Source organism: Mycobacterium parmense (genome assembly GCF_010730575.1).
GTDB classification, from domain to species: Bacteria; Actinomycetota; Actinomycetes; order Mycobacteriales; family Mycobacteriaceae; genus Mycobacterium; species Mycobacterium parmense.
Genome location: NZ_AP022614.1, coordinates 1,077,106 through 1,089,194 on the forward strand (window position 1 = coordinate 1,077,106; position 12,089 = coordinate 1,089,194).

The 12,089-nt window shown below is 66.5% G+C and carries 10 protein-coding genes; 4 read left to right on the forward strand and 6 right to left on the reverse strand.

The window, feature by feature from the left end; translation table 11 throughout:
- Positions 1-159 precede the first annotated feature (159 nt).
- Complete coding sequence (locus tag G6N48_RS04920; RefSeq protein ID WP_232066543.1) at positions 160-396, forward strand: hypothetical protein; 237 nt, start codon at positions 160-162, stop codon at positions 394-396.
- Positions 397-591: 195 nt separating this feature from the next.
- Here G6N48_RS04920 and G6N48_RS04930 read toward each other — a convergent pair whose 3' ends face one another.
- Both G6N48_RS04930 and G6N48_RS04935 read right to left on the reverse strand, forming a co-directional pair.
- Entirely contained in the window at positions 592-1,503 is a 912-nt protein-coding gene (locus G6N48_RS04930; RefSeq protein WP_085271475.1) for a helix-turn-helix transcriptional regulator, read from the reverse strand.
- Between the two features lie 46 nt (positions 1,504-1,549).
- Complete coding sequence (locus G6N48_RS04935) at positions 1,550-2,356, reverse strand: SDR family oxidoreductase (protein ID WP_085271476.1); 807 nt, start codon at positions 2,354-2,356, stop codon at positions 1,550-1,552.
- A 590-nt stretch (positions 2,357-2,946) separates the two neighbouring features.
- On the opposite strand from G6N48_RS04935, the gene fxlM reads away from it, so the two are divergent.
- On the forward strand, positions 2,947-4,449 hold the full coding sequence (gene fxlM / locus G6N48_RS04940) for a methyltransferase, FxLD system (RefSeq protein WP_139825991.1): 1,503 nt from the start codon (positions 2,947-2,949) through the stop codon (positions 4,447-4,449).
- A gap of 243 nt (positions 4,450-4,692) precedes the next feature.
- Here fxlM and G6N48_RS28065 read toward each other — a convergent pair whose 3' ends face one another.
- Both G6N48_RS28065 and G6N48_RS04945 read right to left on the reverse strand, forming a co-directional pair.
- Complete coding sequence (locus G6N48_RS28065) at positions 4,693-5,799, reverse strand: WD40 repeat domain-containing protein (protein ID WP_232066544.1); 1,107 nt, start codon at positions 5,797-5,799, stop codon at positions 4,693-4,695.
- Positions 5,697-8,492: a toll/interleukin-1 receptor domain-containing protein gene (locus G6N48_RS04945; RefSeq protein ID WP_232066545.1), complete on the reverse strand. Its 2,796-nt coding sequence runs from the start codon at positions 8,490-8,492 to the stop codon at positions 5,697-5,699. The genes G6N48_RS28065 and G6N48_RS04945 overlap by 103 nt, the downstream gene beginning before the upstream one ends.
- Before the next feature lie 986 nt (positions 8,493-9,478).
- On the opposite strand from G6N48_RS04945, the gene G6N48_RS04950 reads away from it, so the two are divergent.
- Positions 9,479-9,928 (forward strand): MarR family winged helix-turn-helix transcriptional regulator, encoded by a 450-nt coding sequence (locus G6N48_RS04950; protein ID WP_161494202.1) that lies wholly within the window; start codon positions 9,479-9,481, stop codon positions 9,926-9,928.
- Positions 9,929-10,095: 167 nt separating this feature from the next.
- The gene (locus tag G6N48_RS04955; RefSeq protein ID WP_085268818.1) at positions 10,096-10,908 is read left to right on the forward strand and encodes a hypothetical protein; all 813 of its coding nucleotides are present in this window, start codon (positions 10,096-10,098) and stop codon (positions 10,906-10,908) included.
- An 86-nt stretch (positions 10,909-10,994) separates the two neighbouring features.
- On the opposite strand, the gene G6N48_RS04960 is transcribed toward G6N48_RS04955, so the two are convergent.
- Together G6N48_RS04960 and G6N48_RS04965 are read right to left on the reverse strand one after the other, a co-directional pair.
- Positions 10,995-11,891, reverse strand: a complete 897-nt coding sequence (locus G6N48_RS04960; RefSeq protein ID WP_085268817.1) for an NmrA family NAD(P)-binding protein — start codon at positions 11,889-11,891, stop codon at positions 10,995-10,997.
- Positions 11,888-12,088, reverse strand: a complete 201-nt coding sequence (locus G6N48_RS04965) for an amidase family protein (RefSeq protein WP_232066546.1) — start codon at positions 12,086-12,088, stop codon at positions 11,888-11,890. The genes G6N48_RS04960 and G6N48_RS04965 overlap by 4 nt, the downstream gene beginning before the upstream one ends.
- Between the last annotated feature and the right edge of the window lies 1 nt (position 12,089).

Sequence of the window (12,089 nt, forward strand, 5' to 3'; positions counted from 1 at the left end):
TTGAGCCGGTTATTGTTTGCGCGCCGCGCAACTTTGTGCTGTGACCGTTAGGAATCGTTACCGCGTTGGTGATTTCGCACTCTTATCCTTGGATTTCGAAGGATGCGACGCTTTCAAGCTCGGCATCCGCAAGCCAAGGGGGCTGACATGACGACCGCTATGACCGCGCACGAGGCATTCGAGGAAGACCCTGCCGACACAGCTGACGACGTCACCTTGGCGGTCGCGAAACTCAACGCTGGCGCCCATCGAGCGGACTCTGCTCTCGCCGGACGGAAGCCGCGCTGGCAAGCCACCGAAGAGGAGATCCTGCGCGGGGCGATCACGGTGATATTGGTAGCCCTCTTGGTGGTGATCGGTGTCGCCACGGGTGCGATCTTGACGCCGACCGGTTGATCGTTGCCACGGTCGACGACCGTTGCGTCACGCCTGGTCGTTGTTCTTGCACGCACCCCCGCCGTGTACACGATCAATTTCGATGAGAGCGCTGACGCGCGCTCGATCTCGCCGGGGGTAGGGCTGCCCCCGATAGTGCTGAGACAACGCATCAATATCGGTCATGCCGTCGTCGTCGTAGATATCGGCCCTCAATCACCTAGTCCTGAATGATTTTCCGTTGGATGCTTCACGCTCGGTCGCCAGCCTCTCTTGGGTTGCCGCCCACGACGCCAGGAGCGCGAGACCGTCAGCGGTCGGCGTGCCCGCGGGCGCGGTGTAGATGATGAGGTGCAGGCCCGGGTCGACGGGCAGCTCCAGAGACTCGACGTCCAACTCGAGCTGACCGACGATCGGATGACGCAAGCGCTTGCGTCCGAATCGTTGCATCCGCACGTCATGAGATGCCCACCGTTGCCGGAATAGCTCACTGCACGTTGATAATTCGCCGACTAGGGCGATCAGCTGCTCGTCGTGCGGATTGCGGCCGGCTTCCATGCGTAGCTTCGCGGCCGCGTCGCCGGCCATTTGGTCGTAGTCGACAAAGAAATCTTTGGCCGCCTCGGGAGCTAAGTAGACGAACCGCGCCGTGTTCGCTGGCCGACGCGGGTCGGCCAGCACCGGTGAATACAGCGCGCGGGCGAGTTGATTCATGGCGAGCACGTCATAACGTCCGTTACGGACCCAGGCCGGCGCATCGGAGATGGCGTCGAGCACCTGCTGCAGCGTCGAGCGCACCGTCACGGCAGGCCTGCGCCTGCGTCGGCCGCTGGGCGCCCCGGCTTGGCGCGCGAGGTGGAACAGGTGGTCGCGCTCGGCCTCGTCGAGTTGCAGGGCAGAGGCCAACGCGTCGAGCACGCCATCGGAGGCACCGGCGAGGCTACCGCGCTCCATGCGCACGTAATAGTCGACCGATACCCCCGCCAGGAGCGCTACCTCCTCGCGACGCAGACCTTTGACCCGACGATTGCCGCCGCGAGCGGGCAAACCCGCCTGCTCGGGTGCGATGCGGGCGCGACGCGAACTGAGAAATTCCCGGATGTCGGCGCGGAGATCCATCGTGGCCATACCCCTACCGTAAGCCCGACCTGCAGCCCCAGGGGGGCGCCGACGCTTAGGGCGTACCCGTGGCGGTCGTCGCGATGCCGCCGTCGACCGGGATGATGGTGCCCGTGAGGTAGGACCCAGCCCGGCTAGCGAGAAACACGGCGATACCCGCCATGTCGTCGTCGCGGCCGAGCCGGCGCAGAGGGGCCGCCGCCGCGACGGTGTCGCCGATGGCATCGAGCGTGGACGCCATCATCTGCGACGGGAATACTCCCGGTGCTACCGCATTTACCGTGACGTGCTGGGGACCCAGCTCTCGGGCAAGCACTCGGGTGAGTTGATGGAGCGCCGCTTTGCTGCTGGCGTACGAATAGTTGGGTGACTGGGCGACGTGGATGGCGGCGATGCTGCCGATGTTGATGATCCGCGCGGGATCGTCGGCCGTCCCCGCCGTGCGAAGTGCGGGGAGCAGCGCCTGCACCAGCCAGAATGGCGACTTGAGGTTGAGGTCGAGCACTGCGTCCCACGCCTCGTCCGGGAACGTCGCCAGCGGCTCGCGCCACATCGCTCCCGCGTTGTTGACGAGGATGTCCAGGCGTTTCGAGTTGCCGTTGATCAGGTCAGCGAGGCGCAGACACTCGTCGTGCCTGGACAGGTCGGCGGGGACAGCTTGAACATCGCCGAATTCGGACAGCGCATGCTGCGCCTCCGCGCACGCGTCTGCCTTGCGTGAGCTGATGACGACGCGGGCGCCCGCCTGCAGAAGGCCGCGCGCGATCATCATCCCAATGCCCCTGGTGCCCCCAGTGACAAGAGCGTACTTCCCACTGAGATCGAAACGTTCTGTGTGAGTCGTTAATTGGCCGTCCGGCATTGGTCTCCGTTTCTTCTGTCGTGGAAGAATGCGCCCGCTTGGTCGTCCGCACCAGATCCACCACTTCTCCTCGGTCCAGCTGGGAGCCGACTCAACCAGGTTGACAGGCCTTTCGGACGTCTGGGAGACCCTGGCGATACAGGTACTGGGAGAGCCACCCATGCCTGTGCGCGACCGTAGCGTGTGCCGTCACGTTGACTCTGCAGTTTCGGAGGGCCTACGGACAGGCGACAGGCAACAACGAGAATGGGTGCGGTTGCCGGCAGGCCGGAGCGCGGGGTAGACAGCCACCGGTGCCCCGCGGGGAATGCCTCTTAGACAACGCCGTTGATGGGTATCAGCGTCCGGCCCGCACCGAACGCTCGGGCTCCGCTTAACCGACGCCCGGCGACTGCGTGGGGACAGGGGCCGGAGCAGGCACGTGATGAAAAAGTGCGCAACCGGAGGCGAGGGTAGCCGAGATAACGACCAGCACCCCAACGATCGCCTGGGTTGCCCTGACGCGCGCGCCCCTTGCTGGTGTCTTTCGTGCGCTCATCATTCGCGCCTTTCGCTGAGTCGTGACTGGACGTTGCCCGACAACACCTTTCGTGCTCAACGTACGCCGCAACACGGCTTGGACGATGGATCGTCTGAATGACCGCGAGATGAACATTATCTGGATGCCTGGCACCGTCAGTTTCAATCACATTCGCAAACAACAGTTCTCGCGTTTGATCACGCCTCGGCGCGCTCTACGCGGCAAAGCGGATTGCGGCAACGGTTCCCGGGATAACCTCGTAGGACGCCAAGGTGTAGCAATGCGATGGGCGACGACTGAGGCGCCAGCAGGCCAGGTGGGTAGAAAGCTGGCTACTGTGATCGGCATGCCCGAGGATCTACAGCAGTTGCGGAACCAGCTGGTCGACGGGCTGCGAGAGTCGGGCCACGTGACCAGCGAGCGGGTGGCTTCGGCGTTTCGCACTGTCCCCAGGCACTCGTTCGTGCCTGGCGTTGAACCGGAGCGCGCGTACCGGGATGAAGCACTAGTCATCAAAAGTGACGCGAACGGCGTTCCGATCAGCTCGTCCTCTCAGCCGGCGATCATGGCCAGAATGCTGGAACAGCTCGATGTGCGGCCGGGTCATCGCGTGTTGGAAGTCGGCACGGGAAGCGGCTACAACGCGGCGTTGCTGGCCCATCTTGTCGGCGAGACCGGAGCAGTGGTGTCGGTCGACATCGACGTTGATCTCGTCGAGGACGCCTGCGCTCGCTTGACCGAGTGCGGCTTGTCGACGGTGACGGTCGGCTGCGGTGACGGCAGTCTGGGCTGGGCCGAGTGCGCCCCCTACGACCGCGTCATTGCCACTGTCGGAGCGTCGGACATATTCCCCGCGTGGGTCGCCCAGCTTGCCTCCGACGGCCGGCTGGTGGTGCCGCTGGACTTGCGCGGCCCGCAGCGCTCGATTGCCTGGCAGCGAGTCGGTGATCATCTGGAAAGCGTGTCGGTGGTCAGGTGCGGGTTCATGCGTTTGCGCGGCGCGTTGGCCGGCCCGGAGCCTATTCGCCAGATCAGTCTCGAACCGCCGGTGTTTATCGGGATGGCCGAACCCCATGACATGGATGGAGATGCGCTTTCCGCGGCGCTGGCCCAGCCGGGTGCCGAGATTCCCAGCGGCGTTCGCGCCTCGATCGATGAGGTTTTGGATGGGCTCAGCTTGTGGCTGGCGCTGCGCGAGCCCGCGATGGCCTGGGTGTCAACGATGGGCGCGGCAGCAGATCGCGCCCTCAACCTGGGTATGTATTACGCAGTCCGGAAACCGGTCAGCCTGGGTGCAGCCGCGCTCATCGGCACCGATTCCCTTGCCGCACTGGTACGCCTCAACGACCAACACCCCGTCGAACTCGGGGCGCTACCGCTGGGCCCGGACGGTCACCGGCTCGCGCAGCGGCTTGTTGACCACATCAACGATTGGAATAGCTGCGCGCGGCCCGGGACAGCCGGACTGCGGGTGTCTGCCTATCCGTACGGCACCGACCCCGCCGCGATCGCCGAATCGCGCAACACCATCGACAAACGCTACAACCGGCTGGTTCTGACGTGGGCAGCATAGTTGTCTCGATCGCACTCAAATGCAAACCGGCACAGTCGGACCGGTACCGGCGTCCCTTCGTCGGACGGGCAACGCCGCCTCGAGTCGCCGGCTGGGCGGACGTTCGAAGATGGCCGGATCGCGATTGGCTCCGGCGACAAGAAGGAACACAGCCGAGCCCTCTTGCACGGTGCGCCCGTCGATGTCAGGGTTTCGGTGGCCACCCCTACCGTCAGCGAGCCTCCTGAATTCCCGGACAATAGGTCAGTCGGGTGCGATCGGCAGACGCGGGCATACCGCGATGTAGGGAATCGCAGGGGAAACCCAGTCACGCCACTGCTTTTGGCTCATGTTTGCGGTGACCTTGTCACACAGCAGGTCGGGCCACGCCGCGGGTCCGGGCCACACCCGCACCGTCGTGTCGCTGCTGCCGGAGGCGATTTGCCGCCCGTCCGGGCTGATCGCCACACTGGTCACCGGGCCGGTGCGCCCGCTCAGGGGGGCGCCGATCTGCGCGCCGGTGCCAGCGTCCCAGATCCGCACCGTCTTGTCGCCGCTGCCGGAGGCCAGGCGCCGCCCATCGGGACTAAACGCCACACTGGTCACCGAGCCGGTGTGCCCGCTCAGGGGGGCGCCGATCTGCGCGCCGGTGCCAGCGTCCCAGATCCGCACCGTCTCGTCGTCGCTGCCGGAGGCCAGGCGCCGCCCATCGGGATCAAACGCCACACTGCTCACCCGGCTGCTGTGGCCCCTCAGTGGCGCCCCGACTTGCGCGCCGGTGCCGGCGTCCCAGATCCGCACCGTCTGGTCGCCGCTGCCAGAAGCGATGCGCCGCCCATCGGGGCTAAACGCCACACTGAACACCGAGCCGGTGTGCCCGCTCAGCGGGGCGCCGACCTGCGCGCCGGTGCCGGCGTCCCAGATCCGCACCGTCTGGTCGCCGCTGCCAGAAGCGATGCGCCGCCCATCGGGGCTAAACGCCACACTGAACACCGAGCCGGTGTGCCCGCTCAGCGGGGCGCCGACCTGCGCACCGGTGCCGGCGTCCCAGATCCGCACCGTCTCGTCATCGCCGCCGGAGGCCAGGCGCCGCCCATCGGGGCTAAACGCCACACTGAACACCGAGCCGGTGTGCCCGCTCAGCAGAGCGCCGACCTGCGCACCGGTCTCGGCGTCCCAGATCCGCACCGTCTCGTCGGAACTGCCCGAGGCCAGGCGCCGCCCATCGGGGCTAAACGCCACACTGCGCACCGTGCCGCCGTGCCCGCTCAGCAAAGCGCCAACCTGCGCACCGGTCTCGGCGTCCCAGATCCGCACCGTCTCGTCGGAACTGCCCGAGGCCAGGCGCCGCCCATCGGGGCTAAACGCCACACTGCGCAGCTGCCGGAGGCCAGGCGCCGCCCATCGGGGCTAAACGCAACACTGCTCACCCAGTTGGTGTGCCCCCTCAGCGGGGCGCCGATCGGCGCGCCGGTCTCGGCGTCCCAGATCCGCACCGTCTTGTCGCTGCTGCCGGAGGCCAGGCGCCCCCCGTCGGGACTAAACGCAACACTGCTCACCCAGTTGGTGTGCCCCCTCAGCGGGGCGCCGATCGGCGCGCCGGTGCCGGCGTCCCAGATCCGCACCGTCCCGTCGCCGCTGCCGGAGGCCAGGCGCCGCCCCTCGGGACTAAAGGCCACACTTTGGACCTCCGAGGGTGTAGGAACGATTTTCAGCGTGGTTTGTCGCATGACTACGGCATTGAGCAGTGCGCTGATATCGGTGTTCGGCGTGATGGCGGGCGCGGCCAGTATCTGCTGAATCGCCCGCACATCCCCGCCACCTTCCGCGCCGGTAAGCATGGCCTGCCCTTCCGAGGTCAGCTTCAACGCGGTGGCGTCGCGGGTGCGCGCGTCGGCCAGGTGCTTGGCGTGGGTGGCCTGGACGAAGCCCACGATCGCCGCAATGGCACCGACGATGGCCACGACAGCGACGATGGCGGCATAGCGGGCCCGCGCCCTGGCGTGGCGAAGTTCGGCCTGGCGTCGTTGGTCTTCGGTGGCCTCGCGGAGGTTTTCGGCGTCGCGGCTGGCGGCCAGGTAGAGGCGGCTGGCGGCGAGGCGATCGCCGAACCCCGACGTGCTCGCCAGGGTTTCGGCGTCGATGAGGCGGGTGCCGGTGAGCAACCATGCGGGGTCGCGGTGGTGGGCGGTCCAGGCGGCGGTGTTGCGGTCGATGTCGTCGACGGTTTTGAGGTTCTGGCGCTCCTCGCGCAGCCAGCCGGCCAAGTCATCCCATTGACGCAGCAGGCTTTCCAACGCCACCTCGACGACGACCTGGCCGTCGCGCTCGTCTCGCACCAGCAGCCGTTTTTCCACCAGCGCGTCAATCAACGGCCGGCTCTGTGCCGGCAGGTCGCTGTAGCGGGCGACGCGGCGCATGGGTTGGTCGCTGTCGGGGTTGATGGTGGCCAGCCACGGAATGAACGCCGCGCGCAACAGCTCGAGCTGGTGGGCGCGCTGGGCCGGGTCGAGGGCCAGAGTCTCCTCGACGGTGGACTGCACCACCCGGCGCATGCCGCCCATCGCCTCATAATTGGCCAGGCTCAGTTCGCCGGTACGGCCGTAGTCGGCATACAGCCGCGACAGGCTCAAAGCCAACAGCGGCAGCGCGTCGGCGCTACCGGCGACGTCGGTGAGCAGCTGATCGACCAAGTCGGCAGCGATCGCCAGCCGGCGACCCGCCTCCCCGGCGCGGGCGGCCGGCCCGGTGATCACCTGCCGGAACTCGGCGGCCGGCATGGGTTTGAGTTCATCGAACAGCTCGGTGTCGAGGTCCTGAAGGGCGGGGTGGCTCTGCATCACCTCGTAGCGGTCGGTGCGGATGGTAGCCGCCACGATCAGCCCGACGTCGGCGGCGTTGAGCCGCCGCGAGGCCTCGGCGAGCAGCGCCAGGAACTGATCGGCCTGCGCTGCGGCGTCGGCGGAAAACAGTTCCTCGGCCTGATCCAGCGGTAACACCAGAGTCGGAGCCGAACTCTCCCGGTCGGCGGCAACGGTCGCTGCGGCCTGGTAGTCCTGGCCGTCACCGCCACTGCCACGGCCGGGCGCGGCGCCCTGGTGGCCGCCGGCCGCGTCGCCCTTGAGGCGGGCGAAGGTGACCCGCCGCGCGGCTGCCCCGCGCAGCTCCACCAGCAGCTCACAGACCCGCTCGGGGTCGTGCAGGCAGGCGGCCTTGATGTCACCCAACGCCACCGCGGGCAGGCCCATCGTGGCACGGGCGCGCTCAATGGCGGCCGCGAAACCGTGTGCCCCGGTCAGCGCGTTGCGTTCCGGGCGCACGATGCCCAGCACCGCGAAGCGGCGGTCGTCGCGCTGAAGTCGCGGGATCAGCCCGGCCCGCAGAAACGACGATTTACCGCTGCCCGAGGGCCCCAACAGCACAAACAGCGACTTGCGGCCAGACAACTGTGTCAGCAACCGGAACCGCATGGCGCGCAGCTCATCGACGCCGCGCGCGATGGCGGCGTCACGGCCGAAGAACACCCCGGCATCGACATCCTCGAACGGCTCCCACCCCCGATACGGCGCCCGGTCGGGCTGATCGCGAGGCGGCCACACGAAAGCCTCGGGACCGATCCCGCTGCCCTCGATGGCTTTCTTCAGCTCATCCAGCGCGGCGGTGTTGAACACCACCGGAGGCCCCCCGGCTACCTCGATGCTGGTCTGCGCGCCGCCGCCAAACAGATCACAACGCTGCCAGTGCGAGGTGATGTCGCCAGCCCCGGTGTCTTCTAGACGCGCAACCAAGATCCGCTTCCCGAACCCCTCGGCGGTGCGAAACTCCACCGCGCATTCCGCCGAGTTCAGCCAGCTCCTCGACAGCAGACAGATGAGGTACTCACACCGGGAATTGCTGGTCACCAACTGACCCGCCCAGCGCTCACCCAGACGCAGGCCGGTCTGCGGATCAATATCGAGAAAAATCTCCCCTGCCAGTTCCGGGCGCTGGTCGGCCAACCACTTCTTCAGCGCCAGCGCCTCGCGATTGTCGCGGCTGGCATGGCTCAAAAAAATCAGCGACATCCCTGCACAACCTTTGCTCGAGGGACCCAGGTAGCAGCGAGTCAAGTTTGACACCACCGAGCCGGTCTCTGCGGCACAAAGATCGGGTTCTTCGATTTGATCGACTACGCCGCCGGTTCGCCGCACGCCATCGTGGTCTCTGCCGAGGCGAAATCGGGCTAGCGGCAACGACATCGATGCGGTTCGCCCCCGGGCCTTGCGGTCGGCAGGCCGAAGTCTCCGTTGTCGAACGTTCCCGGACGGCCGGTGCGAACGGATGGAGGCTCATGGGCTTTGCCCATGAGCCTCCATCCGGTGACGTGCAGCAGCTCAGCTGATGCAGAGGCCGAATGGGCCCAATGGGCACCAACCCTGCCGGCCACCCCAGCCGCCACCGCCGCCGGGTCCGCCCCAGCCGCGACCACCGCCAGGTCCGCCCCAGCCGCGCCCGCCCCCGCCGTGCCAGCCGCCGCCGCGGCCGCCCCCGCCGTGCCAGTCATCCAACTGCGCATGCTGCGCCACGCCCGCGGTTGGCTGTGGCGCCGGATCGGCGTTGGCGACACCGGCCAGTCCGATGGCCGAAAATCCAAGTGCGCCAGCAATTGCACCTGTACTGACAATCGTCTTCAGATTCATGATGGTCCCGCTTTCCAGGTAAGGCTTTTGGCTAGAACGTTGGGTCCTCGACCGCAGACATGACGTTAGATAGGCGAGCTATGAATGAGCTGTCAGACGGCTCAGCGGTATGTGTGCGGCGGCAAGCTCAGGATTCGACTCTCAGCTGGGTATGAACGGTCAACGCGGCCAAAGCCACCGAACTCCTACTCTCGATCATTCCCAAATCACTGGCTAGATAAGCATTTTCATGCACTCCCCATTCCTACGTCGACACGATCGCTGACCGGCCCGCAGCGGGGGAGCGGCTCCAGTTCACCGACGCGGCCGACGTGCACCACCGTTGCCACTGGGATTGAACCTATGTGGGATAGCTATGTATAGTTCCTACCGTGGAGGATGCCGATATCGAGAGGTTGCGCAAGCAGCTCAAGCTGTTGCAGCGCCGACTGCGACGAGAGGGGCAGCCGGCGGAGGGCGTGTCGCGCTCCGCCCTCCTCGTGCTCGCGGCGGCCACGGCCGCGGCCGGGGACGTCCACCCGCGATACCTGGCCAACCGGTTGGAGATGACCAGCTCCAACGTGGCCGCTGCGCTGCGCGAATTGGAGACGGCCGGCCTGGTCATCCGGGCGAAGGACCCGCTCGACGGACGACAGATTCGGATCCAGGTAACCGATCAGGGGCGGGCCGTTAATGCCCGCCGGCGGGGCGAGCGCCACTCATGGCTCGGCCGGGCGATCGTGTCCCAGCTCGACGAAGAAGAACAGCAACTACTCCGCACCGCGGGTGAGCTGATCGAACGCATCGCCGGCTACAGCGTGCCGCCAGCCTCAGGCTCATGACACGCAAAGACCGTGTGCGGTCGACTCGACGCCCACGCGCCGACCATTCTTAAGCCAGGAGAGCATGTATGAAAGTCGTTGCCTTCGAAGACGCGCCCTCGACGACACGCCATCGGAACACCCGCCGGGAGGCTACGCGCGACCATGGTGAGTCGCAAGGACGCCGGATGCTCGCCGAGGTTGCGCCCGACGGGCTGCGCTTGCATCTCGGTCGCGGCATCCATCACGAAAGCGGGGCACCCTTTCGGGCGCCGCGTCACCACCATGTTTTCCAGCAGGTCCGATGGTGTGATTCCGGACGGAAAAACTTTGCCCCCGGTCAGTACATCGAGACTGGCGACGTAGCGTACTTTCCCAAGGGCGCCTATTACGGCCCGGAGGTCAAGGACGGCGCCTACAGCGGATGGGCGACCCAGTTCGGATTTGGCGACCAACACCAGCTCGGCCCTGACTGGGAGCCCTTCCGTCGCCAGGCACGCGCGGACCTGCGCGCCCGGGGCACGTTCACCAACGGCCGCTACATCCCCGTCGACCCGGTGACTGGCGTGCGCGGCGAGGAGATGGACGGCGTGGAGGCGATATATGCACACACCGTGCGACTGAAGTCGCAGGGGCGCGACACATACGTCATCCCGCCCGAGGGCTATCACGCCCCAATCGTGATGCACCCGGCGGCCTTCGCCTACTTTCCCCTCGCGCCGGGCGTAGAGATCAAGCGCCTCGGCTGCTTCTACGACCATCCGGGTGAGAACGGCGACACGCGCATCGCGATGGTCCGGCTACACGAGGGCGGCGTGTTCAGTTTGCGTGCCGACCGCAACCAGATCGGCATGACCACCAGCAATGGCCTGCGCATCAACGACGGCGATCGGGCCTATCCGGTCCATACGGCCTACTACAGCCCGATCGGCGAGACGACCGACCTGCGGGGCTCAGACGGTACGGAACTCTACGTCGTCGAGCTGCCGCGCCAAGATTGACCCCGGACCTCCCTCTCGCAGACCCGTTGGCCTGCCGCTCGAATCGATTGCGGGGGAGTCCAATACCGTCCGCCGGGGTTTGGGGTTTAGCTGCGCGCCGACAACCAATAGCCCCACCGCTGCTTGTCGACGATGTATTCCTTATTCCGCAAGGCGAATTCGCCGACACTGGTGGGTTTTCTGTTGCCTATCGTCTCCACCACGTCGTTGGTGCCGGCGAAGATCCCGTTGCGGTAGTCCCGGGCGACGTTCTCGAGGTGCTGGATGGTGTGCTCGTGGAATCCCTGGCGTCTGAGGTTGTCGGCGAAGGCCTCGATGCTGACCGGCTCGTAAGTGAACGGCACACCGAGCGCGTTGCTGAGTTCCCCGGCGATCTCGAAGTGGTTCATCTCCACCGGCCCATACAGCGGGTATTCCTGGCCGTCGTGGTCGTGCGGCTCCTCCAGGATCCCGGCCACGACGTAGGCCTGGTCTTCTCCGGCGATAGGGGCATGGCGGCCGTCGGCAAACGGCAGCCGCAACGTGTTGTCGGCGTCCAGGAACTGGATGAGCCACTCGGCGAAGAAGGTCGGCTTGATATGGGCCGCCGGCACCGGAAAGTGGTTGAAGATCCGCTCAGACAGCCAATGTTGGCGCGACGCATTGCTGCCCGCATCCGGCCGGGCCGGTTTTTGGCTCATATTGACGACGATCCCGACACCGGACTCGGCGGCGGCCTGGGCGAAGATGGTGGTGGCCTCGACCAGTCCCGGCGCGATCGGGTAGCTGAAGTAGGCGCCGTCGACGCCGTCGGTCGCGGCGCGTACGGCGGCCAGATCCAGCAGGTCACCGACGACGATCTGGGCGCCGGCCGCCTCGAGTCGATCGGAACGTTTATCAGCCCGATGCGCCAAGGCACGTACCTCGTGGCCGCGCTCCAACAGCAGGTGGGTGAGGTACTCGCCGACAACTCCGGTCGGCCCGGTCACCAGAAACGTACTCATGAATGTTGTTCTCCTCGTTGTGTTGTCCGCGTGGCAATACTGTCCTCGGCGGGGATGTGGTGGGCACGGACGCGCGACCCGGATGTGGCCGGCACGCCAGCCATGTCGTAGATCTCCTTGACCCCGAAAGGGATTCCGTGCAGGGGCCCGCGATATCGCCCGGCGGCGATCTCGCATTCCGCCCGCGCCGCGGCCAAG